The 23598-nt window shown below is 47.0% G+C and carries 19 protein-coding genes; 12 read left to right on the top strand and 7 right to left on the bottom strand.

Features of this window, described 5'->3' with window-relative positions:
• Positions 1-12: 12 nt before the first annotated feature.
• On the bottom strand, positions 13-2700 hold the full coding sequence (locus B2X00_RS09180) for a M14 family zinc carboxypeptidase (protein WP_290487260.1): 2688 nt from the start codon (positions 2698-2700) through the stop codon (positions 13-15).
• Positions 2701-2790: 90 nt separating this feature from the next.
• Between B2X00_RS09180 and B2X00_RS09185 the strand changes: the two genes are divergently transcribed.
• The 5 genes from B2X00_RS09185 to B2X00_RS09205 all read left to right on the top strand — a co-directional run bounded on the left by B2X00_RS09185 (position 2791) and on the right by B2X00_RS09205 (position 7221).
• Complete coding sequence (locus B2X00_RS09185) at positions 2791-3270, top strand: DUF4870 domain-containing protein (protein ID WP_290487261.1); 480 nt, start codon at positions 2791-2793, stop codon at positions 3268-3270.
• 68 nt (positions 3271-3338) lie between these two features.
• Positions 3339-3725, top strand: a complete 387-nt coding sequence (locus B2X00_RS09190; RefSeq protein WP_290487262.1) for a YbaN family protein — start codon at positions 3339-3341, stop codon at positions 3723-3725.
• Positions 3726-3824: 99 nt separating this feature from the next.
• The gene (gene hemN / locus B2X00_RS09195; protein WP_290487263.1) at positions 3825-5180 is read left to right on the top strand and encodes an oxygen-independent coproporphyrinogen III oxidase; all 1356 of its coding nucleotides are present in this window, start codon (positions 3825-3827) and stop codon (positions 5178-5180) included.
• A 161-nt stretch (positions 5181-5341) separates the two neighbouring features.
• Entirely contained in the window at positions 5342-6031 is a 690-nt protein-coding gene (locus tag B2X00_RS09200) for a helix-turn-helix domain-containing protein (protein ID WP_253183604.1), read from the top strand.
• A gap of 17 nt (positions 6032-6048) precedes the next feature.
• Complete coding sequence (locus B2X00_RS09205; RefSeq protein ID WP_290487264.1) at positions 6049-7221, top strand: acyl-CoA dehydrogenase; 1173 nt, start codon at positions 6049-6051, stop codon at positions 7219-7221.
• 24 nt (positions 7222-7245) lie between these two features.
• Here B2X00_RS09205 and B2X00_RS09210 read toward each other — a convergent pair whose 3' ends face one another.
• The 5 genes from B2X00_RS09210 to B2X00_RS09230 form a co-directional block, all read right to left on the bottom strand.
• Positions 7246-8946 carry a bacteriohemerythrin gene (locus B2X00_RS09210; protein ID WP_290487265.1) on the bottom strand — a complete coding sequence of 567 codons (1701 nt, stop codon included), beginning with the start codon at positions 8944-8946 and terminating at the stop codon, positions 7246-7248.
• Positions 8947-9086: 140 nt separating this feature from the next.
• Positions 9087-10601, bottom strand: coding sequence for an exopolyphosphatase (locus tag B2X00_RS09215; protein ID WP_290487266.1), 1515 nt, complete (start codon positions 10599-10601; stop codon positions 9087-9089).
• On the bottom strand, positions 10594-12660 hold the full coding sequence (ppk1, locus tag B2X00_RS09220) for a polyphosphate kinase 1 (protein ID WP_290487267.1): 2067 nt from the start codon (positions 12658-12660) through the stop codon (positions 10594-10596). Before ppk1 ends, B2X00_RS09215 begins: the two co-directional genes overlap by 8 nt.
• A gap of 80 nt (positions 12661-12740) precedes the next feature.
• A complete protein-coding gene (locus tag B2X00_RS09225; protein ID WP_290487268.1) occupies positions 12741-13439 on the bottom strand; it encodes an OmpW/AlkL family protein in 699 nt (232 codons plus the stop codon).
• Between the two features lie 81 nt (positions 13440-13520).
• On the bottom strand, positions 13521-14237 hold the full coding sequence (locus tag B2X00_RS09230) for a YebC/PmpR family DNA-binding transcriptional regulator (protein ID WP_290487269.1): 717 nt from the start codon (positions 14235-14237) through the stop codon (positions 13521-13523).
• Positions 14238-14397: 160 nt separating this feature from the next.
• On the opposite strand from B2X00_RS09230, the gene B2X00_RS09235 reads away from it, so the two are divergent.
• Complete coding sequence (locus tag B2X00_RS09235; protein WP_290487270.1) at positions 14398-15207, top strand: UDP-2,3-diacylglucosamine diphosphatase; 810 nt, start codon at positions 14398-14400, stop codon at positions 15205-15207.
• On the opposite strand, the gene B2X00_RS09240 is transcribed toward B2X00_RS09235, so the two are convergent.
• Positions 15204-16850: a sensor domain-containing diguanylate cyclase gene (locus B2X00_RS09240; RefSeq protein WP_290487271.1), complete on the bottom strand. Its 1647-nt coding sequence runs from the start codon at positions 16848-16850 to the stop codon at positions 15204-15206. The two genes, B2X00_RS09235 and B2X00_RS09240, sit on opposite strands and share 4 nt — an antisense overlap.
• 163 nt (positions 16851-17013) lie before the next feature.
• On the opposite strand from B2X00_RS09240, the gene B2X00_RS09245 reads away from it, so the two are divergent.
• From B2X00_RS09245 to B2X00_RS09270, 6 genes are all read left to right on the top strand, one after another.
• Positions 17014-18063, top strand: coding sequence for an isopenicillin N synthase family dioxygenase (locus B2X00_RS09245; protein WP_290487272.1), 1050 nt, complete (start codon positions 17014-17016; stop codon positions 18061-18063).
• Positions 18064-18079: 16 nt separating this feature from the next.
• Positions 18080-18712: a peroxiredoxin gene (locus tag B2X00_RS09250; RefSeq protein WP_071462900.1), complete on the top strand. Its 633-nt coding sequence runs from the start codon at positions 18080-18082 to the stop codon at positions 18710-18712.
• A gap of 214 nt (positions 18713-18926) precedes the next feature.
• On the top strand, positions 18927-20363 hold the full coding sequence (gene sufB / locus B2X00_RS09255; RefSeq protein ID WP_290487273.1) for a Fe-S cluster assembly protein SufB: 1437 nt from the start codon (positions 18927-18929) through the stop codon (positions 20361-20363).
• A gap of 3 nt (positions 20364-20366) precedes the next feature.
• Positions 20367-21128, top strand: coding sequence for a Fe-S cluster assembly ATPase SufC (gene sufC / locus B2X00_RS09260; protein ID WP_290487274.1), 762 nt, complete (start codon positions 20367-20369; stop codon positions 21126-21128).
• Positions 21125-22372, top strand: coding sequence for a Fe-S cluster assembly protein SufD (gene sufD, locus B2X00_RS09265; RefSeq protein WP_290487275.1), 1248 nt, complete (start codon positions 21125-21127; stop codon positions 22370-22372). Before sufC ends, sufD begins: the two co-directional genes overlap by 4 nt.
• Positions 22369-23586 (top strand): aminotransferase class V-fold PLP-dependent enzyme, encoded by a 1218-nt coding sequence (locus B2X00_RS09270; protein WP_290487276.1) that lies wholly within the window; start codon positions 22369-22371, stop codon positions 23584-23586. The genes sufD and B2X00_RS09270 overlap by 4 nt, the downstream gene beginning before the upstream one ends.
• Positions 23587-23598 lie beyond the last annotated feature (12 nt).

The raw sequence follows: 23598 nt of genomic DNA on the forward strand, positions 1-23598 counted from the left end.
ACCATGACCTCGTTATTTCGTTTTAGCAGGTGCCAAAAACAGACTGTTTGTCAGCAACGGAACCCAGCCATCCATATAAGCGCGATAAGTAGGCGATTGCGCATAAGCTATCAGCATCCCTTTGCCAATAGACTCGACCATTAATTGCGGCTTAAACGGAAGTTGTTGCTTTATATCTGGCCACAACAGACCACTTGCCAATACGGCCTCAGCGTTAGCGAACCAAGCTAAATTACGGCCATCGTCAATACTCAGGGGAGCGAACACTTGATTACCCGTAAATGTAGCAACCAGTTCACTCTGTATTCCTGCAGTTAGCCAATGATTCTGATCGACTTCAACATTAACCAAGGCGCCCGGCACGTAGTCAGGCATCTTTTCGGATGCTTTGATATGCTCCTTAAACACCGCGGCAGACTCGATTACCTTGGCAGGTCTAAGCGCTTTTTCATCAGCGTTGTCTGCCTCAGCCGAATCCGCGGCATATTCCATATGTGTCGACAGTAAGTCAGCCTCTACAGCCCACCCTGTTGCGTTACCCAAAGTGATAAGAACGCCACCGTTTTCGACCCAATTTTGCAAATTCGTGAGACCTGTTGGCGAAAAATAGTTCGCATAGCTCGCCTGAGCCTCTGGCAGGATCAACACATCAATGCCTGCTAGGTTGGTACTTACTAACTGCGTCGTACGTATTGCTGTGACCGGATAACCGATTTGCCGTTCAATTACAAAACGCGTGTGACCAGCACTTAATGATGAAACCGGCTCATCCCATGCCATTGCAATCTTTGGCGCGGTTAACGACTGAACATTTTCCGAACCAAAATTAGGTCCCTTAACCACCCAGCTCGTATCAACCCCGATGATATGAGCGCCTGTTTCAACAGCTAAACGTTGCAGGGTGGTAACTAGATCGCTCGTGGCGTTCTCAGCTCGCGTTAAGATGACACTGCCGGCTGGAAATTCACCTGCCTTCTCATGGGTAAAAGCCAGTTCGCTTTGTTTAATCGCTAAGCCCGCGCGCAGCGCGGCAGCAATAAACCGGCTTGAGTTCATATCACCCGCTTTCACAATATAACCGATCTGAGCGTCTGCATTAGTTAGTCGCCCAGGTGCTATTGGCTCAATAGCTTCCTGTACCACGGGTGATTGCACCGCTTCATCACAGTAAGCAACATCGACATTAAACATAAGCGGGAGCGACCAGCCGGTTACGTCATAAATCTGATCATCTAATAAATTAGCTTTGCGCTGCTTCTGTTGTTCAACAAAATCATCAGCCATATCGATTTGTTCGTCTAGCAACACCCGAATCAAACGATAGTTCGGCTGTGCCATGTCAACAAAGTAACTACCTTTAGGGTAGTTTACGTCACACACCTCTAGCGCCTTTTCACTGCGCATCACCTCAATACCGTGTTCCTGCAGTAAAGCTGCAAGCCGCTGTTGCCCCGCCGGGTTCTTTGGATCAGCAATAGCCACGGTCCTACGGTCACTCGCCCGACCTTGTTCGACAGCGCTCGCACGATAATCGCGATATCGATTTAATAATGCCTCGCGACGAACGCTGGCTGTCTCAATAGTCGCCAAACTACTGGTAAAGTGGCGTTCAACGCCATCAAGATAGGTCAGTATCGTACCATCCTCGCGCGCAAAACGATGACCACGTGCCGAGGCCATTTCGTACGTCATCGCCACCGAACCGGAATAAAGCGGCCAGCTTGCACCATAGCCTGGGTAAAAGGCATCAAATATCTCGCGAGTGTAGTAGTCATAACCGGCATCATCGAACCACTCTGCGTTATTGCGCCCCACCCAATGTAATATTTCGCGTTGTGACTCAGTGATGTAGGGGTTATAGGGGCGCGCTTCAGGTGTAAAGTAGTAACTCGAGTCTCCACCCATTTCGTGTAAATCAACAAACAGCAACGGTGGATAATCTTTTAATGCCGCCACGTGACCTTTAATTTCTGGCTGCGTAAGCGCAATCCAGTCACGGTTAAGATCAAAAAGGTAGTGGTTGGAGCGTCCTTGTGGCCAAGGTTCATTGTGTTCGGCACTTCGTCGGTCTGCATCATGAGTTAAGCCAACAGTTGCGTAATAACGACTAACAAACCGAGCCCGACCATCGGGGTTTTGTAACGGATCGATAAACACGACAGTATTTTCTAACCAGTTTTTTGTGTCAGCTGATGTATCTGCTAACAGATGATACAGCGTCATCATGGCAGCTTCAGGAGATGAAATCTCGTTTCCATGTACGCCATAAGATAACCAAACACTACTCGGTATGCCCTTTGCCGACTGCTCTGCCTCACGTGAAGAGGTTTTACGCGGGTCACCGAGTGCGCTCATACGTGCAGCATAGTTATCAAGCTCAGCAATATGTTGGGGGGCCGATACGGCAACAAAATAGAGAGGACGTCCCTCCCATGAGTGCCCGTACTCGATTAACCTAACACGGTCACTATGACTGTCACTCAGCGCTCTAAAATACTGATATATGGCATCGGGCGAAGAGATTTTAGTGCCAATTTCATAACCTAAAACATCCTTGACAGTTGAAACAGAGTCTTGGTAATCATACTGATTGACTGTTGCTTTTGCGTTAACAAACGCTGGGCCAGCAAATAACGTAGCTAATATAATGCCACACATTGATTGGCGCTTTGGGTGAGATAAACGAGTCAGTTTCAGCATTTTCCGTACCTTTTTTAAGCAATTAGCTTACCGACTTTTTTTAGTATTGGATAGATATTTAACGTCCTTTTTAACCCATGAGGATAAAGCATGGATTACGAAAAATTACGGGTACTCAATCAGTTAAAGGAAGAGGGCAGTATCTCGGAGGATGAGTACAACCGACAGCGCGAGAAACTTAATAATGAAAGTGAGCTTGGGTCTAAGTCGGAGTTTGACGGGTTGCGTAAGCTCACTGAAGATGAAAAAACCTATGCGTTCTTCATGCACCTTGCACAATTTTGTAGCTTTGTATTACCCGTCATAGGCCTTTTAGTGCCCATTGTAATGTGGATCCTCAAGCGCGAGGACTCATACATTGATGCCCATGGCCGAATCATTTTTAATTGGCTTTTAAGCGCTTTAATATACTCAATCGTGCTATTTTTACTCGGTTTTATTACCTTTGGCTTATCGTTTATACCGTTATTTATTCTCGGCATACTCTCGATCATTTTTGTTATTCTCGGGGCGATGAACGCTAAAGAGGGTGTTATCAAAAATTATCCGCTATCAATTCGGTTTTTGTGATAGTGAAAGCTGGTGAAGCCCTTTAGATTTGCGTACACTCGAGCGACCATAGCGCTTGGGTCGTATTCATGAAGTGGATGTATATCACAATTTGGCGTTGTATTGCCGTTCTATTTGTTATGCTTGGCATTATCGGTCTTGCACTACCGGTCATGCCAACCGTTCCTTTCCTAATCGTCGCGTTATGGGCCGCAAGTAAAGGATGGCCGCAACTCGAAACATGGTTATTAAACCACCCTAAATACGGTCCCGATCTGATTGCTTGGCGCGAACATCGACAAATACGTCGCCGCAATAAAATTATCGCGATTATCATGATGGCGAGTGGCTATCTGATTTCTTGGTTGGTTCCGTTACCATTGTGGCTTCGAATCACCGTAGGAAGTATCTTGCTAATTGTCGCGGTATGGCTGGCATGTTTAGATGAATATGAAGAGCCCAAAAGTAATCACTGAGCGTTTTTAAGCCCCCCTTGATTCAAGTCAAAAGCTAAAACATACCGAGCGTGCTTAACTGCTAAACTTCCGCCGTATCACGATAATCGGAGGTTTAACATGCAGCAGTGGGACTGGAACTGGCTGAAAAAGTACAATATTCACGGGCCCAGATATACTTCATATCCAACGGCTTTAAGCTTCCATGAACAGGTCGACACAATCACTTGTCAAAAGGTTGTTGCGGATTATAAAAAGCCGATTTCGCTCTATATCCATTTACCTTTCTGCGCCTCGCTTTGCTATTACTGCGGTTGCAACAAGATTATTACTCGCCATCAGTATAAAGCCGATGAATATCTAGATGCACTAGGCACGGAGTTAGAGCTCTACCGTAATGTATTAGTTAACAAGCATATTGCGAGCGTCCACCTCGGGGGCGGCACACCGACATTTTTAAATACAGCTCAACTGAGACGTTTGATGGCTTTGCTCAAAGATGTCAGTTCGAATCAAAACATCAAGGAGCTAAGTATCGAGGTCGATCCACGTCAATGTGATAATGAAAAACTCAGTGTATTACGTGCTTTAGGCTTTAATCGCTTAAGTTTTGGTATTCAAGATTTCGATAACGACGTTCAAGTCGCAATTCATCGCACTCAGTCCTTCGAGCTCGTAGCAGAGCAAGTCAGTCATGCGCGTTCTCTCGGCTTTGAGTCTATTAGCTTTGATCTCATTTATGGTCTGCCGCTACAAACCGAAACTCGGTTTGCTCACACGCTTGCGCTAGTCGAGCGTTTGAATCCCGATCGTGTATCGCTCTTTAATTATGCGCATTTACCGGAGCGCTTTGCGGCGCAACGAAAAATTAAAACGAGTTGGCTACCCAAGGCTGAGCAAAAGCTCGCCTTGTTCAAGCAAGCCATTGAGCATCTAACTGGGCTCGATTATCAATTTATTGGCATGGACCACTTTGCTAAGCCAACAGATTCGCTTGCCATCGCTCAGCGCGAGGGCACTCTGACCCGCAATTTTCAAGGCTATGTCACTCAAGATCAAAGCGCAGTGTTGGGACTCGGCGTATCTTCAATCTCTCACATCGACGGTCATTTTTGGCAAAATGAAAAGGGCTTAAAAGATTATTACGATGCGCTTGTTAAGCAGCAACTGCCTATTGTCAAAGGCTATCACTCAACGTTCGAGGATAAGATTCGCGGCGATTTAATTAAAAAGTTACTGTGTGAGTTTAAAGTTAACCTTCATGCCTTCACTACACAATGGTCAATTGATAACTTTGCTTGTTACTTTGATGAAGAGATCAAACGCTTACAACCCTTCATTGACGACGGCTTAGTCAAACTCACCGCAGATCAATTAATGATCACCTCGGCAGGTAAGCTTCTGGTAAGGACAATTGCTAGCAGTTTCGATGAGTATTTAAATACTCATCAAATGCGGTATTCTCGTGTAATATAAAGATAGCGGATAATTTATAACCAGCTTGATCTAGATCAAGTTTTGCAAAGCAGGCATTTGCTACGCTCTGCATCACGATTAATACTGATCTATATCAACACCATCAGGTGTTAAGGGGACGTCAGATGTGCCGCATGAATCACCGTCGAAGCGAGTCAGGTATGAGAAATCCAATTCAATGTAACCAATGCAGTATGCAGTCTATCTGTGTACCTGCGGGTCTTGTCTCAAGTGAGATTGATAAATTGGACAAAAGTAGCCGTGAACCGCACGTTTATAGCAAACGTGACATGGTTTACAGCCCTGACCAGCCACTCAATTCATTATTTGCAGTTAAGAGTGGTTCGGTGAAATGCTACACCATCGATAGCGAGGGTAAACAACAAATCACCAGTTTCCATTTAACCGGTGATATCATTGGCATGGAGTCTATTTCCAACGGTGCTGCTGTAACCTACTGTGAGGCAATGGAAACCTCAATGCTGTGCGAAATAAAGCTAAATCGATTGTTCGCACAAAACTTCACAGGTGTTGATAAAAACCTACTCAGACTCCTCAGTCACCGTATTGGCCAACGCAATACGCACTATCTAAACGTGGTTAACACCACGGCTGAGCAACGTGTGGCGTCCTTTATTATGGGTCTATCTGATCATTTATATGAACACGGTTTCTCGCGTCATGAGTTCAAACTTCCCATGACACGCACTGACATTGCTAACTATCTTGGTTTAGCTGTAGAAACTGTGAGTCGCGTGTTTTCCTCGCTAAAACAAAAGGATATTATCGACACCAAACAGTCGATTTTATTTATCCAAGCGCCAGCTGAACTTAAACAGATGGCGAGCTAAAATTTAAGAGAGGTATCATGCCGCAACCTGCGTTTGATTGGTCAGATCCACTTAACCTACGCCACCAACTGACTGAAGAAGAGCTGTTAATACAAAAAACAGCTCATCAATACGCCCAAGCTAAGCTGATGCCCCGCGTCCAATCTGCATTTCGCGAAGAACGCTTTGACCGTGAAATCATGCAAGAGCTCGGGCAGTTAGGCTTACTCGGCGCGACCATTCCAGAAGCATACGGCGGTGCCGGTGTAAATCACGTCAGTTATGGCTTAATCGCACGGGAAATCGAGCGCGTCGATAGCGGTTACCGCAGTGCGATGAGTGTTCAATCATCTTTAGTCATGCACCCTATTCACGCATTCGGCAGCGAAAAGCAACGTCAAAAATACCTACCCAAATTGGCAACCGGTGAATGGGTCGGTAGTTTTGGCCTCACTGAACCCGACGCGGGCTCTGATCCCGCAAGTATGCGAACTAAAGCGATAAAAACCGAGGCCGGTTACCGCATCACGGGTTCAAAGATGTGGATAACTAACTCACCTATCGCTGATGTGTTTGTTGTCTGGGCTAAATGCGACGGCGATATTGTCGGCTTCATTTTAGAACGCGGCATGAAGGGCTTATCCACGCCCGAAATTGAAGGTAAGTTTTCATTACGCGCATCGATTACCGGTGAGATTGTAATGGATGATGTTGAAGTCAGCGAGGAGCAACGACTCCCCAACGTGAGCGGTCTTAAGGGGCCGTTCAGTTGCCTCAACAAGGCGCGATACGGTATCGCTTGGGGAGCCATGGGTGCTGCCGAGTTTTGTTGGCATGCAGCACGTCAATACACCTTGGACCGTGAGCAGTTTGGGCGTCCGCTGGCCGCCAATCAGCTGATTCAAAAGAAATTAGCTGACATGCAAACGGAGATAAGCTTGGGCTTACTCGCAGCGCTCCAAGCGGGTCGTCAACTCGATTTAGACGCACTTAATCCAACGGCTATATCGCTTATTAAACGTAATAATTGTGGTAAAGCGCTGGATATCGCTCGTCAATCGCGTGATATGCACGGCGGCAATGGTATTTCCGATGAGTATCACGTGATAAGGCATGTTATGAACCTCGAGTCAGTTAACACCTACGAGGGTACCCATGATGTGCATGCGCTGATATTGGGCCGTGGTCAAACAGGCATCAGCGCTTTTTAACCACGTAGATAGATTGACGAGGGGTTAATGAACCCCTCGGTCATTCAGATGGGCTTGATAGGCTTTGTCACTGTGCTGAATGTGCTGCAATAGCCAACGCTTCACAAATTCGAGCAACTCACCTACCACTTGGTCGCCCCGCTCGATACGACTCCGAAAATCAACGACTTGCTGCACCAACTGCTGATGCTTGTGTTTATGTGCATCCAGGTCGGGGTAGTCGTGGCGCTCCATCAACAATTCTTCGTAACTAAAATGAGTCGCAGTGTAGTTAATCAACGAGCTCAACAGCCGTTCGACCGCCTGGCGGTCGCCACCTCGCTGCTGTATTCGGTACAACTCATTAGCAATGTAAATCAACCGCTGGTGCTGACGGTTAATCTCCTCAATACCAACATCAAACTGTGGTGACCATTCAATGAGCTTTTCTTGCTGCGCCAGACGCGACTCGATTATCTGGGCGTCGACTGAATAGCGATCACCTAACGATTGAATCTCACCGCCAAGCGTCGTTAGCTGCGCTGCACTTTCAAGTGCATGTTGTGAATAGCTATCAACTTCTTTCGCTGCATCGGTTGCCGTGGTAATCGCTTCTTTAATGGTCGTGGTAGTCATCGCCTGTTGCTCGGTGGCAGAGGCCACTTGAGTATTAAGGTCAGTAATTTGATGAGTAAAGGTTACGATGGTATCGAGCGCCGCCTCAGCCTCTTCGGCGGAGAGTTTCGCTCGCTCTGCTTGCTGCGCATTATTGTTAAGACTACTCACCGCTTGTTGGGTGTTTTGCTCCAAACGTTCCACCACACTTTGGATCTCGCCCGTTGATGTTTGTACTCGATGAGCAAGCTTACGCACTTCATCAGCGACTACCGCAAAGCCACGTCCTGTCTCGCCCGCTCGCGCTGCCTCTATGGCCGCGTTAAGCGCAAGTAAATTGGTTTGTTCAGCAATGTCATTGATGGTCGTCAAGATAGTGCCAATGGCTTTGCTATCTTCAGACAGACTATTTATCACCGATTGCGAGTGCAAGATCTCCTCACTCAAAGTGATGTTGTGTTTTGCTAATTGCTGTACGCGCTCCCGCCCACTACTCGCTGCATTAAGGCTTTCATGAGCGCTGGTAGCCGCTCTTTGAGTCGATTCAGACACTTCATTGATGGCAGCGGTCATTTGTTCAGCGGCAGAAGAAACTTGATACATCGTATCGGCTTGTTGCTTAGTTTTCTCTGCTAACGCTTTATTGGCATCATAATTAGCGGTACCGAGTCGATTCAAACCATCGCTGGCTGTGCGAATTGCGTGAACCGAGTAACTTGTCTCAACAGAGATTGTGTTAAGTCGCTCAGTTAGCCACGCCAGTTCGTCACTGCCCTTAAGTTGTGCGGTATTATTAAGATCGCCATTGGCCAATGCGCTTGATATTCGGTTAGCCTCGCCCAGCGAGCGTTTAATTCCGGTATACATGGCCGTGAAGATAATGAGTTGTACCAAAACCATGCCAGCGAGCATAACCGCATTCCATAAAATAACTTGTGTGGGATCACTCACATCGATCGCATGACCATTAAGCGCCGCTTGCTGGCGTTGGTAAGAGTCCCACATCATTAATAAACTGAGCACGATAACAGGCAAAAACAACAAGCTGCCGGTGACAATAAATTTATTCCTGAAACGCAGGCCATTAAAGAAAAGTTGGATTGGTTTGGTGACTGAAACGAGTGCGTGCACAAGCCCTCCGAAAATTGGCTTACATAACTACCCTACTGGTAGCATTTCTGAATGCACGTTATCTAATTTATGACGCTAATGAGTTGATCAGGATCAAGTCTTGCCTAAAGACTTGATCTGCCCCATGAACCAAAGCGGCATTAGTCAGTGCTCAACTGATACCCGAGCACACTTAAATATTTATTCTCGCGAGCGATATCCGCTTCCAGTATCGCGCTTTTTGCCAACGGTCCTTGTAGCTTCAATAATAATGTCGAGCCTTTTAACTTGACCGAGTGCAACACGTTATGCGTCTGTCGACTCGCGTTGAGTAATACCGCCAATCGAACCACCACAATCATGCGAGCAACGGTAAGGTGGTCAAACTGAGCAAATTCGGACAAGTCATCGACAATAATCTTCTTACGGAAATAGCGACACAACAAGGCGAGCACGCGCTGCTCATCTGAGCTAAAGCCTGGCATATAAGCGTTCGAGAGAATATAGCCCGAGTGCTTTTGAATACCGCTTGAGCTTATGTTCATGCCCACCTCATGCAAGCCACTCGCGCCAGCGAGCAAAAGTTTGATGTCAGGTGTATTCAGTTGCCAGGCTTTACCGAGTCCCTGCAAAATGCATTCGACCGAAGCCCATACTCGTTGCGCTTGAGCATCATCCACTTGATAGCGCGCAGCCATACTTTGAATAGTTTTATAACGAATGTCTTTGTGAAAAACCGCCTGTTCTGCGAGTTCAAATAACACGCCTTCACGGAGTGCCGCATCCACTGGACTTAAGCGGTCAATATTAAGTTCTTCACACACGGCTATCAGTACCGCTAACCCACCGACAATTGACGGTATCCGTTGTGCCTCGACCTCTGTCGGATCGATCTGTGCTACATTTTTTAACGACAGCAACTTGTCGCGCAACTGATGCAACTGGTGCAGTGTTATCGTTAAATCGCCATCGGCATTTGGGTTAATCCACTTGGCTAGCGCCTTGATGGTACCAGAAGTGCCCAACACTTGTTCTGTGTGAGCACGCTTGAGCTGCTTACTAAATGGCTCAAGCTCTTGTTTAACGCTAAGAATCGCTTTGTGAAAGCGCTTTTCAGTAATCTTGCCTTTCGCAAAAAAACGCTCCGAAACCACTAAACTACCAAAACTTTTTGATAGCAATATCTCGGGTATCTCACCCTGACCGACGGCAAATTCAGTACTACCACCGCCAATATCAATAATCAGCCGTACGCCACGAAACGGAACCGCTTGCGCCACGCCCAAATAGATAAGACGGGCTTCTTCACGACCTGAAATGACTTCGATCGGAAACGGCAATAACTGTCGTGCAGCATGAATAAACTTTTTACGATTGTTTGCTTCACGTAAGGTGTGAGTCGCCACAACACGCACCCGCTCCGGACTGAAGTCCCTCAAATGCATGGCAAATTGAGACAGCGCATCTAAACCACGCTCAAATGCCTCAACGCTAATGCCTTTATTCACTAATCCTTCAGCCAAAGACACACGTTGCTTGAACTTATGTATCGGTTGTATTTGTCCTTCAATTACCCGACCAATGATCAAGTGAAAGCTGTTAGAGCCCAAATCAAGCGCTGCCAAGTGCTCACGGTTATCTGATTTCAACCAATCAGAGTGAGTAGTTTCAGTCATAAGTTCTTCGTTTGAAGTATTCATGTATTTTTAGTTGTGACCTTAACCGCTTACGACGAGGGATCTGGTCGCGCTCAGACACTGGCGTGACATATTCATTTACTTGTTCGGCATCGATACGACGCGCTTTGATATTGTCGTTCCACTGCATATCCATAATAGCCAGTATATCCTGTTGTGCAGCGTGATCGTATATTGGGCATGCGACCTCAACCCGATGATCAACGTTACGTGTCATCAAATCAGCCGACGAAATAAAGACCTTTGTATCACCATCATTGCCAAAGATATACACACGCGCATGCTCTAAAAACCGATCAATAATACTGATCACTTCGATATTTTCGCTGAGCTGAGGTACATTGGGTCGTAACGTACACATTCCGCGCACAATGCAACGAATTTTTACGCCTGCACGACTCGCTCGGTATAGTTGTACGATCAGCGCATTATCAACCAGATTGTTCAGCTTTAGGAAAATTTCCGCAGGTCTACCATTTTTCGCATGATTAATTTCCCGCTCAATGAGTTCATTAATTCGCGTACGCAAATTATTAGGCGCCACTAGTAACTGATGCCACGGGTAAAAACGATACGGTTGCTCAAGGTAGTTAAACACATTCTCAATATCTGAGCAGATTTCAGGGTGACACGTAAATAAGCTAAAGTCGGTATAGAGTTTTGCTGTTTTTTCATGAAAATTCCCCGTCCCAATAACACCATAACGACGAATAGCATGCTCCTCCTGCCGATGTATCAACAATAACTTCGAATGAACCTTGAGTCCTTGTAGACCGAAAATCACTTTCACACCGGATTCAGTCAGCTCCTTCGCCCATTCTATATTCGCCTCTTCATCAAAGCGCGCTTGCAACTCCACCATCACGGTGACTTTCTTTCCGTTTTGCACCGCATCCATCAATGAATGAATAATCCGAGAATTAGGCGCGACACGGTAAATACACATATGAATTTTTAATACATGGGGGTCATAACAGGACTGCCGGATCACCTCAGTAAAGTGGGCAAACCGGTGATACGGATAATAGAGCAAAATGTCGTTACGCTTAATCGCATCAAATACATTATCCGCCAACTCAAAACGAGGATGCTTGAGTGCAGGAATTGGTGGATGCTCGAGCTTTTTACCGCCTAAGTTTTTAAAGCTTAAAAAGTCTTTCGTATTGCGATAGCGCCCGCCCGCAACCATGGCATCGTACTGATTAAGATGTAGTTTCTTACTCAACAGGTTCAACATGTGAATCGGCATTGCCCGATCATACACAAGCCTTACCGGGTCGGCTTTTTCCCGCTGTTTTAAGCCTTCTTCCATACGTTCAAGTAAGCTCTGCTCAATATCATCAGAGGGACGGTACTCTGCATCACGCGTCATTTTGAAAGAAAAGGCAATAATAGACTGAAACGGCACGATACCTTTAAATAGGCTGGCCAAATTGAGTAATACAACATCATCAAGGAATAGTACTTTACGTAGCTTGCTATCACGCTTTTTAGGCAAAATAACAAAACGCGATAATTCATGAGAGGGGATTTGCACCGCAGCGTACTTACGTTGACCTGACTGTTGCAATTGCGCCAATAAGTAAGTTTTATCTTCGTTTATGACTTTAACCAAATCGGTCGTATCATTGATGAGGATAGGCACAATTTGCGGCTTTATTTTGTTATCAAAATATTCCCGTAAGCCTGCCTTTTCGTCTTCTGTAACCTGCTCACCCGAAGCCCAAATAATGTTTTCAGCCCGCAACGCTTTTATCACTTTACGGTGAATCAGCTCGAACTGTTCCTGTAACTGCACTACTTTTTGTTGGATGAGATGCAGTAATCGCTCGCTGTCTTTTCGCTGTGCATCGGTTTGTGCAAAGAAAATTCGTCGGCGCACATCGGCGACACGGACCTGAAAAAACTCGTCCATGTTAGAGGAAAATATACCGAGGAATCTTACTCGTTCAATAACGGGCACTTCCTCGTCATTGGCTTCTTGAAGCACGCGCTCGTTAAACGAAAGCCAACTCAACTCTTTAAAATAGAACTTCATACAAAAACGCCTGGCCGCTTATCTATTTAATATACAGAATAGCGCGACCAAGCGATTACAGTATGACAGTAAAATGACAACTAGAAGGTATAACGTAGAGCAATCATCGCCACGTAGGGGTCAATTGCTACATCCGTCTGCTCAATTGTACTGCCGTTTAAACGAACTGACGCTGTAGTATCAATGTCGATATGGCTCACCATTAACTGCGCACCCCAACGCTCTGAGATCTGCCAGTTCACACCCGCTTGTATTGCCGCGCCCCAAGAATTGGATAACGCCAAATCTACGGAGTCATCAGCGCTCGCTACGCCGAGTGTTTGTAACGTTTGGGTTAGCTCGCTCGATGCCTGATCATCGAAAAACGTGGTGTAGTTAACACCTAAGCCAACAAAGGGCTCAAGTCCTTGAACACCCGTATCCCAATGATATTGAACAAATAACGTTGGCGGTAAATGTTTGGTCTTACCGATAGATAAGCCGCTCAAAGTGCCCGAACCGTAAATATCGTGAGAGAACGGCGTCGCTGCCACCAATTCAAGCCCCCAACCATTTTCCCACTGATAGTCAAAAGTGAGACCGAGTTGGGTGTTGGTGTTTACGGCGACACCGGTTGAATTAGCAGGTAGTCCAGCTACTTGCTCTACCGTGTTTAATGAGCTGCTACTATCATCAGGAATCACTGAAATAGCACCCACATTAATTGAGAAGTCTTGCGCTTGGGCAAACGATGCGGCGAACAGTGTTGCAAGTGCAACGGCGGAAGTTAAACGCTTCATGAGTCACTCCTACTTTTAGATGACCCATGAAGCATAACGAGTTTGAGATCAGCGAGGCTTGACCTGTATCAACAGAGTCTTCTATACCTCAGCATTGTGATAGATGTTTTGCACATCATCACAGTCGTTAAGCATATCCATCAAACGCTCAAACATCGGCATATCATCTTCCGCAATTGCGGTGGTGACATGGGGGACAAATTGAATTTCGTCCGTATCAAAGTCAATATCCGCAAAGGCTGCGGTTAATGCCTGCCGCGCAGCTGCATACTCAGTATGCGGAGCGAACACGGTAACAACACCGTCATCAAACTCCACGTCGCCTACATCGACATCAGCGTCCATCAATGCCTCGAGTACGTCATCTTCGTTATCATGCTTGAACGCAAAAATCGCACAATGTTCAAACGAGTGCATGACACTGCCCTGTTCGCCGATCTTACATTTGCTTTTAGTGAAGCAATTGCGCACCTCACCAAACGTGCGGTTCGGATTATCCGTAAGACACTCGACAATAACCATACAGTTACTGGGGCCATATCCCTCGTAGCGAGCCGGTGAGAAGTCCTCACCCGCACCACCCTGCGCTTTATCAAGCGCTTTATCAATCACGTGAGACGGGACCTGCTCCTTTTTGGCGCGATCAATCAAGCTCCGCAATGCCAAATTCGCATCAGGGTCGGGCCCACTTTGTTTTGCACAGACATAAATTTCGCGACCAAAGCGACTGTATACGCGGCTCTTTGCGGTCGCTGTTTTTGCAATGGATTCTTTTCGGTTTTGATAGGCGCGGCCCATAATAGTCTCTCTTACCTTACAAATCAGTTCATAAAACGCACCAGATTTTACACAGCCAGAGCTGAACGGTCTATTTTATTCACAGATTTGTCATGAGCTATTAAACGGGTTGTCATCTTTACGGGCTATTTTTTCAGCGTTCATCATCGGGAGGCTGAACATGAGCAAACACAAGCCATCGGTCAACACGCTGTTTCTTTCTGATATTCACCTAGGTTCATCCACCAGTCATTGTGAGCTGCTGCTCGAGTTTTTAAAGCATGTTCGCTTTAAGAAGCTAGTTTTAGTGGGTGATATTATTGATTTATGGGCGATTCGTAGCAAAGGCCAAGGATTAGATGAATCGCATATTAAAGTGATTCGCAAACTGCTCAAGCAGGCGCAAGAAGGCGTGCAGGTTGTTTATATTACCGGCAATCACGATGGCGGTTTACGCCAACTGCTCGATGACTACCCGTTTGATAAGGGCATCGTTAATATCCAACTGACCAATACCTATGATTACTGGGCACTTAACGGTAGCCGCTACATTGTAATGCACGGTGATCAGTTTGATAATCAAGTACGAGGCCATCGCCTGCTCAATTGGGTTGGTGATACCATCTATGAGGGCTTGCTTAAAATTAACCGTCGCTTTAATCGTTGGCGCTCTCGCAAGGGTTACGTCTATTGGAGCTTAGCCAAAGCAGTGAAGTCGCGTTCTTCGCAAGCATTGAAATATGTTCACCGTTACCAACTTGCTGCCACCGCCTACGCTGAGCGTAAGGGTTATGACGGTGTCATATGCGGACATATCCATGTACCCGCCGATCGTCATTTTAATAATACGCATTATTTAAATACCGGTGACTGGCAAGATTCCTGTAGCGCTATCGTTGAACACGAAAATGGCGACTGGGAGCTATTAGACGTACCTTCATGGCTTAATAGTCAGGCGAGCATCAAACAACTCAAACCCCGTGTAGCTTAACTCATCACACAGTTACGTCCGCAACTTTTAGCGGCGTACAGCGCTTTGTCAGCGTGGCGCAGTACTTCATTATGCGTCGCGCCGTTGCGATGAATGGCAACGCCAAACGACGCTGTAATTTTAATTTCATTGCCCTCAGATCGAATCACTAACGCCTCTAAAGCGGCGCGGAATCGCTCAGCCGTATGAGTTGCTTGTTGCAACGTCTGATTGGGTAACAACAGCGAAAACTCCTCACCGCCAGTACGCGCAAAGATATCGCTTTCTCGTACCAGTCGGCCGAGCGTCTGCACCAGCTCAATTAATACACGGTCACCTGCTTCGTGACCAAAGTTATCATTAATTCGCTTAAAATGATCGATATCAAACGTGACGATCGCCAAGGATTCTTCATAGCGCTCACTTCGATACACCAGCGTTTCTAAAGCCTCGGTAAAGAAGCGTCGATTATAAGCGCCGGTGAGTGGGTCACGTTCTGCTTGTTCTTTCAGTCTCAACTCGAGTTCTTTTTCTTCGGTAATATCCCTTAGTGTGCCTAAAACCATTTCACCGTTAGCTTCCATTTCCACGATCTGCCTCACCCACAAATAGTGTCCATCCATGTGTTGAACGCGATGCTGAATATCGACAGTGTGGCCCGGTTTTAATTCACGTTCGGCTATTATAATTTGATCGAGGTCATCGGGGTGGGTTCTGTCTCGAAAAAAGTGAAAGTCGCCACTGTCTGGCTTTTCGCGCCAACCTAAGATGGTATAGATCATATCTGACCAGTAGATTGTTCTATTATTCAGGTTGGCTTCCCAGTGACCGAGTTTAGTTAATGCTTGCGCTTGTTTTAAATTACGCCGACTGCGCTCGAGCTCAAGCTCCATCATTTTGCGCTCAGAAATATCGACAATCATGCCGTACCAGCTAATCGAATCGTTCGTTTTATACACCGGTCGAGCGTGGCCAAATACCCAACGCTCCTTGCCATTGACAACCACGCGGTATTCACAGACCCAGTCGCTCATATTGGCACGCGATTGTGCGATAGTTTCCATAATGTGAGGCATATCATCAGGGTGAAGCGTTTCAAACACGGCTGATGCATCCTCGATGACGTGCTCGGGGTCGACACCGTAAATTTCTTTAATGCCTGCGCTGGCGTATGGGAACCGTGTCCGACCATCTTCGAACTGCTGAAACTCATAAACGACACCTGGAATTAACGAAGCAATCGTCGAAAAGCGATGACGCAACTCAACCAGGTGGGTAATTTCAATATGGCTTCCTATGACCCACTCAGGCTTACCATCGGCAGTCCACGTTTCACACCGTCCCGAATCACGAACCCAAACCCAATGCCCATCCTTGTGGCGCATTCGCGCTTCACACTCATAAAATGGCGAGCGACCTGCAAAGTGCTCTTCAAGTCGCTGATTGGATAAAACGAGGTCTTCTGGATGCGAGTGTTGGAGCCAACTGTCGATACTCGGTGTCAGCTCATCCAGTTGATAACCGATAATCTCTGCCCAACGCTCGTTAAAGCGGCATTCGCCGGTTTGTACGTTCCACTCCCACGTGCCAGCCTGCGTCGCTTCAATCATCGACAATAGCTTTTTCACGTACAGCGATTCAGGTGGCTTTGGCGAGGTATACATCAGAACGCTCGTTCCTTTTACTGATAACTATTTTATTTGGTATTCACTTAAGCAGAATATAGCAGCGAATATAGCGTTTCAATCTAATATAGAAACATTCGTTAGTTTATAAAGTATACCGTGCGTCATATATTGAGCGTCATCAAGTTTCAGGGAGGCGCTTATGACTGCAGCCACTTTACCTATCATATCAATGACTCAGCTCGAATCTGCAGCCGGTTTAGCCCAACTCCGGCGCGCGGCAAGCGATGTAGGATTCTTTTATTTAGTTGATCACGGTATCAGTCACGAGAGTCAGCAAAACTATTTGCGGCTAAGCCGTGAGTTTTTTCAACTCTCTGCGCAACACAAACAGGCAGTCGATATGATTCACTCACCGCATTTTCGTGGCTATAACGCGATGGGCAGTGAGATGACTGCGGGTCGACTCGATGCGCGTGAGCAGTTTGACTGGATGAACGAAGAACAGGCAATTCCTGAATCTGCATTGTCGCAACCTTGGCAAAAGCTGATTGGGCCTAATCTATGGCCAACCAGTATGCCGGCGTTAAAACCGACTCTGACAACACTGCAACACCGATTAAGTGATATCACCGTAAACCTGTTGCAGAAATTATGTTTATCGCTAGGGGTTGATGCTAATGCGTTGGACCATACCATTGGTACGCAACCATACACCCATGCCAAGCTCATACGCTATCCTGGTCAGCAAAATCCGCAACAAGGTGTGGGAGCGCACAAGGACCCAGGTTACCTAACATTGGTCATGCAAGATGCCCAAAGCGGGCTCAAAGTAGAGCATGACGCTCAGTGGGTTGATGTGGCGCCTATTCCCGGTGCCTTCGTGGTTAATATTGGTGAACTACTAGAACTTGCATCTAATGGCTTTTTAAAGGCAACTAATCACAAAGTTGAAAGTCCAAAGCAAGGTGTCGAGCGTTATTCAATTGCTTTTTTTATGGCCGCTCAGTTATCTGCCACTGTGCCTGTACTATCATTACCTGACGAACTGAAAGCACGCGCATCAGGACCATCTGCGGATCCCAACAATCCGTTATTGACCGATGTCGGTAATAATGTACTTAAAGGGCGTTTACGCTCACACACACATGTGACACGTCGCTATTACTGCCAACAAACTGCGCGAACATTGCTGGCCAATAGCTTTGCACAACTACCGATCAACGATATTTGTAGTGAATGCACCATTTAACGTAAGGAGAATAGAGATGGGTTTACGAATTGGCGATAAAGCTCCAAATTTTGAGATTGAAACCACCCAAGGCAAAATCGATTTTCACGATTGGGCAAAAGGCTCTTGGGTATTCTTCTTCAGTCATCCGGCGGACTACACTCCAGTGTGTACGACCGAAATGGGTCGCACGTCACAGCTTGCGCCTGAATTTGCCAAGCGCAACGTCAAGCCTCTTGGCCTCTCAACCGATACAGTTGAGGCCCATAACGGCTGGATTAACGACGTCAACGATACACAAAACACCTTGTTGGAGTTTCCTATCGTTGCAGACCAAGAGCGTAAAGTGGCTGAACTTTACGATATGATCCATCCTGGTGAAAGCCAAACAGCAACAGTTCGTTCAGTATTTATTATCGATCCTGAGCAGAAAATTCGTCTAACCATGACTTACCCGATGACGGTAGGCCGTAATTTTGCGGAAATTCTGCGTGTCATCGACGCATTACAGACCACTGACTCACAAGAAGTCGCATGCCCCGCTGATTGGGTGCCTGGCGACCGCGTGATTATCCGTCCGACGGTATCGGAAGAAGACGCTCAGAAGAAATTTCCGCAAGGCTATGAAACACTGCGTCCATATCTACGCTTAACGGATATCAATAAGTAACTTATTTAAAATATCGAAACAAAGCCGGCACTTTCGCCGGCTTTTTTGTGTCTTCTCTCACCACAATCGATCCTTTCACGATCATCCACTGATCCCAGCAAAGACTTGTGCATTAAAAAAGCATATAATACGCGCCCGAACGGCGGTTTAAAGTTGAGTGTTTTACTCGGGTATTTTATAATAAAGGTATCTTAAGTTCAGCAAGGTGGTAAGCATGAGCGAACAAATTGATCAGGCACTCGCACGGAAATACGATGCGGGCTTTGTCTCAGAAGTCGAATCAGAAACCTTTCCCGCAGGGTTGGATGAGGACGTCATCCGCCGCCTGTCGGCCATTAAAGGTGAACCTGAGTGGATGCTTGAGTGGCGATTAAAAGCCTACCGAACTTGGCTCAAACTAACTGAGCCCGAGTGGGCGCACGTGGATTATCCAAAGATCGACTATCAAGATATTTCCTATTACTCAGCGCCTAAGTCGATGAAAGACAAACCGAAATCATTGGACGAAGTAGACCCTGAGTTATTGCGTACCTATGAAAAACTCGGGATTCCTTTGCATGAGCAAGAGATGCTTGCGGGCGTGGCCGTTGATGCTGTGTTTGATTCTGTTTCCGTGGTCACCACCTTCCGCGAGAAACTCGAGGAAGCCGGTGTTATCTTCTGCCCAATTTCCGAAGCACTGCACAAGTATCCCGACTTGGTAAAAAAATATCTTGGCACTGTAGTACCGCGTGGCGATAACTACTTCGCTGCACTCAACAGCGCCGTATTTACCGATGGTTCCTTCGTGTACATCCCGAAAGGCGTTCGTTGCCCGATGGAGCTCTCAACGTATTTCCGCATCAACGAGCAAAATACAGGTCAATTTGAACGTACGTTGATCGTTGCCGAAGAAGGCAGTTATGTGAGCTACCTCGAAGGTTGCACGGCACCGCAACGCGACGAGAATCAGTTGCACGCTGCAGTAGTAGAGCTGGTCGCCTTAGACGATGCCGAAATCAAATATTCAACGGTACAAAACTGGTATCCAGGCGATGAAAACGGTAAAGGCGGCATCTACAACTTCGTTACCAAGCGTGGTCTGTGCGAGAAAAATGCCAAGATCTCTTGGACGCAAGTTGAAACAGGTTCTGCTGTCACGTGGAAATATCCAAGTTGTATCCTTAAAGGTGATAACAGTGTCGGTGAATTCTATTCAGTGGCGCTCACTCGCGGCAAACAACAAGCCGATACCGGCACTAAGATGATTCACTTGGGTAAAAACACCAAGTCGACCATCATCTCTAAGGGTATTTCAGCAGGCTACAGTAACAATGCTTATCGTGGTTTGGTACGGATGGGTCCAGGTGCCGAAGGCGCACGAAACTTCACTGAATGTGACTCGCTACTCATTGGCGATAAGTGCGGCGCGCATACATTCCCGTATATCGAAAGCAGCAATCCGAGTGCGATTGTTGAACACGAAGCAACAACATCTAAGGTCAGCGATGACCAACTCTTTTTATGTCAGCAACGAGGCCTTGACCCTGAAAAAGCAGTCTCAATGATTGTGAATGGCTTCTGTAAAGAAGTATTCCGCGAGCTTCCGATGGAGTTCGCCGTGGAAGCCGGTAAGTTGCTTGAAATCAGTCTTGAAGGTTCAGTGGGGTAATAAATGCTTACGATCAAAGATCTACATGCACGCGTCGAAGAAAAAACCATTATCAAAGGGCTTAATTTAGAGATTAAACCAGGTGAAGTGCACGCAATCATGGGCCCCAACGGTGCTGGTAAAAGTACATTAGGCTACGTATTGTCGGGTCGTGATGGCTATGAAGTGGAACAAGGTGAGGTGACCTTCAAAGGCGCAAACCTGCTCGAGATGGAAGTCGAAGAACGTGCCCAAGCAGGTCTCTTCTTAGCATTTCAGTACCCTGTCGAGATTCCTGGCGTGAGCAACATGGAGTTCATGAAAGAGTCTGTTAACGCAATGCGTAAAGCGCGTGGCGAAGACGAACTGAGTTCGGCGGAGTTTTTGAAGAAAGCGAAAGAAGCGTGCAAACAAGTCAACTTGCCGCTCGATTTCCTCAAGCGTGGTGTCAACGAAGGTTTTTCCGGCGGTGAGAAGAAACGCAATGAAATCATGCAGTTAATCATGCTAGAGCCCAAGTTGGCGATTCTCGATGAATCAGACTCGGGACTCGACGTTGACGCATTACAAGTGGTCGCTAACGGCGTCAATAGCCAACGTGACGGCGAACGTAGCTTCATCGTTGTAACTCACTATCAGCGCCTACTTGATTTCATCGAACCCGACTACGTGCATATTTTGGCACAGGGTAAAATCGTTAAGAGTGGCGGCCCAGAGCTTGCCAAAGAGGTTGAAGCATCGGGTTACGCTTGGCTCGGTCAAGCAGATGAGGGAGAAGAAGCATGAGTCAATGGTTAGCCCACGTAATTGAACGTGCCGCCGCCGTTGATGATTGGTTATCACCAGTACGTGCGGAGGCACTGGCCAAGCTGAAAGAACAATCTTGGCCTGGACGTCGCACTGAAGCGTGGCGATACACATCGTTGCACGCTGTGGAAGACCTGTCGTTGTCTACCGAGAGCAGTGCGCAAGCAGAAGCTCCCGCGATTGCAGGACTCGATGCACTCGATTTAGTATTTGTTGACGGACGCTTAACCAGCGATTTGGCGACGTTGGACCTACCTGAAGGCTTAGCCATTCGCTCGTTGAGGGATAAGTCGGATACCGCTGAACAAGTCTTTACTCAGGTAAAACCGAGCCATCATTTATTTGGGCTGGTTAATGACGTACTCGCGACACAGGGAATCGTTATCGACGTAGCGCCTAATGCAACCATTGAGCGCCCTATCCGTGTTGTGAACTTTGCAACCGACAACGTTGAGTCGCACACACGTGTACTGGTTCGCTTAGGCGAGAATGCTAAAGCAACGGTAATCGAGCACGGAAGTGGTACAGGTCATAGCTTGAATACCGCCTTTGCTGAGTATGATATTGCTGATAATGCACGTTTAGAGCATTATCGTTTTGCACTGCATCAGGGTGAAGCGATTCATGTCGGCGGCAGTCACTTTAAGCTCGCGAACAAAAGCCGTTTAAACAGCACGTTGATTGGCTATGGTTCGCAACTTACGCGCTTAGACGTGGATATTATTCACGCAGGTGAGCATGCGCACGCGAAATTTAATAACGCGTACTTGTTAGCACCGAAAGAGCATTTTGATCTACACAGTACCATTGAGCACGCGATGCCTAATGGTACCACTGAAGAAAATGCGCGCGGCATCATCGGCGATAAAGCGAAAGCTGTATTTAACGGTCGTATCCACATTCATCGCGATGCGCAAAAAACACTAGCAGAGCTGAATAACCGCAACCTACTGCTATCGCGCGGAGCGCAAATTAATACCAAGCCCGAGCTCGAAATCTACGCCGATGACGTGCAATGTGCTCACGGTGCAACCGTCGCAGAAATAGATGAAGAAGCACTGTACTACTTGTTAACGCGTGGTATTGATAAGCAAAAAGCCTTGGTGATGCTCAACTTTGGTTTCGTGCAAGAGATGGTTTTCGACATGCCAAATGAAGCGTTAGCCGAATGGTTACAGCCTATTCTGAAGCAGCGCTTTGAAGACATGATGGAGCGCTCATGAGCCTGAATGTGGAGCAAATTCGTGCCCAGTTTCCGGTGCTGCAAGAACAAGCTAATGGTCAGCCGTTAGTGTATCTCGATAACGCAGCGACCACGCAAAAGCCGCAGGCGGTTATCGATGCATTGGTTGAATACTATTCGACCTATAATTCGAATGTTCACCGTGGCGCGCATTTTTTATCGGATAAAGCGACGCGTCGTTATGAGGAAGCGCGTCAAGTGGTTGCGCAATATCTCAACGCTTCACGTACCGAAGAGGTCATTTGGACTTCAGGCACCACCGAAGGCATTAATTTGATTGCTAACGGCGTTGCACAGCGCTTAAAAGCCGATGATGAAGTGGTGGTGACCGAAATGGAACACCATGCCAACCTTGTCACCTGGCAGCAAGCTTGTAAAAAGGCAGGAGCCACACTTAAGGTCGCTCCAATTAATGATACAGGCGAACTTGATATCACGGCATTTAAAGGTCTCGTCACTGAGCGCACAGCGTTTGTGGCGTTCCCGCATATTTCTAATGCGTTGGGCACCATTAATTCTGTTCAAGAGCTGACCCAAATCGCCAAGGCGGTAGACGCATTGGTGTTAGTTGATGGGGCTCAAGGGGTTGCTCATGGCGCCGTTGACGTGCAGGCAATCGGCTGCGACTTTTACGTATTCTCAGGTCATAAAGTATTTGGTCCAACCGGTGTTGGCGCGCTGTGGGGCCGTTACGAATTACTACAAGACTGGCCTGTGTGGTTGGTCGGTGGCGAGATGATTGCCACAGTCACCTATCAAGATGCGACCTGGGGTGAATTACCCAATCGGTTGGAAGCTGGCACCCCCAATATCGCTGGCGTTATCGGTCTTGCCGCTGCTTTGCGTTGGTTACAGCAGTTCGATGCTGATGTGATTTTAGCGCATGAGCAAGATTTGCTGACCTACGCCACCGAATGTGCGAGTACCATTGAGGGTATGCGCTTAATCGGTACCGCGAAAAATAAAATTGGCGTGATGAGTTTTGTGCTAGAGGGCACTCATCCAGCGGATGTTGGATTTATCCTCGATAAACAAGGCGTGGCGATCCGTACCGGCGATCACTGTGCACAGCCTTTGATGAAACGGCTAGGCGTGCCAGGCACCGCGCGGGCATCGTTCTCAATATATAATACGCGAGCTGACATCGATCGCTTGTTTAGTGCAATCAAAAAAGCACAAATGATGTTAGCGTAACGACAGGAGGTA

Origin of the sequence: Idiomarina sp. UBA3162 (assembly GCF_002364475.1) — a bacterium.
In the GTDB taxonomy this organism is placed as follows: domain Bacteria; phylum Pseudomonadota; class Gammaproteobacteria; order Enterobacterales; family Alteromonadaceae; genus Idiomarina.

Excerpts from the sequence above, each read along its gene's own strand:
- B2X00_RS09180 (WP_290487260.1), bottom strand. The coding sequence starts at position 2,700 with ATGCTGAAACTGACTCGTTTATCTCACCCAAAGCGCCAATCAATGTGT.
- B2X00_RS09185 (WP_290487261.1), top strand. The coding sequence starts at position 2,791 with ATGGATTACGAAAAATTACGGGTACTCAATCAGTTAAAGGAAGAGGGC.
- B2X00_RS09190 (WP_290487262.1), top strand. The coding sequence starts at position 3,339 with ATGAAGTGGATGTATATCACAATTTGGCGTTGTATTGCCGTTCTATTT.
- hemN (WP_290487263.1), top strand. The coding sequence starts at position 3,825 with ATGCAGCAGTGGGACTGGAACTGGCTGAAAAAGTACAATATTCACGGG.
- B2X00_RS09200 (WP_253183604.1), top strand. The coding sequence starts at position 5,342 with ATGAGAAATCCAATTCAATGTAACCAATGCAGTATGCAGTCTATCTGT.
- B2X00_RS09205 (WP_290487264.1), top strand. The coding sequence starts at position 6,049 with ATGCCGCAACCTGCGTTTGATTGGTCAGATCCACTTAACCTACGCCAC.
- B2X00_RS09215 (WP_290487266.1), bottom strand. The coding sequence starts at position 10,601 with ATGACTGAAACTACTCACTCTGATTGGTTGAAATCAGATAACCGTGAG.
- ppk1 (WP_290487267.1), bottom strand. The coding sequence starts at position 12,660 with ATGAAGTTCTATTTTAAAGAGTTGAGTTGGCTTTCGTTTAACGAGCGC.
- B2X00_RS09225 (WP_290487268.1), bottom strand. The coding sequence starts at position 13,439 with ATGAAGCGTTTAACTTCCGCCGTTGCACTTGCAACACTGTTCGCCGCA.
- B2X00_RS09230 (WP_290487269.1), bottom strand. The coding sequence starts at position 14,237 with ATGGGCCGCGCCTATCAAAACCGAAAAGAATCCATTGCAAAAACAGCG.
- B2X00_RS09235 (WP_290487270.1), top strand. The coding sequence starts at position 14,398 with ATGAGCAAACACAAGCCATCGGTCAACACGCTGTTTCTTTCTGATATT.
- B2X00_RS09240 (WP_290487271.1), bottom strand. The coding sequence starts at position 16,850 with ATGTATACCTCGCCAAAGCCACCTGAATCGCTGTACGTGAAAAAGCTA.
- B2X00_RS09245 (WP_290487272.1), top strand. The coding sequence starts at position 17,014 with ATGACTGCAGCCACTTTACCTATCATATCAATGACTCAGCTCGAATCT.
- B2X00_RS09250 (WP_071462900.1), top strand. The coding sequence starts at position 18,080 with ATGGGTTTACGAATTGGCGATAAAGCTCCAAATTTTGAGATTGAAACC.
- sufB (WP_290487273.1), top strand. The coding sequence starts at position 18,927 with ATGAGCGAACAAATTGATCAGGCACTCGCACGGAAATACGATGCGGGC.
- sufC (WP_290487274.1), top strand. The coding sequence starts at position 20,367 with ATGCTTACGATCAAAGATCTACATGCACGCGTCGAAGAAAAAACCATT.
- sufD (WP_290487275.1), top strand. The coding sequence starts at position 21,125 with ATGAGTCAATGGTTAGCCCACGTAATTGAACGTGCCGCCGCCGTTGAT.
- B2X00_RS09270 (WP_290487276.1), top strand. The coding sequence starts at position 22,369 with ATGAGCCTGAATGTGGAGCAAATTCGTGCCCAGTTTCCGGTGCTGCAA.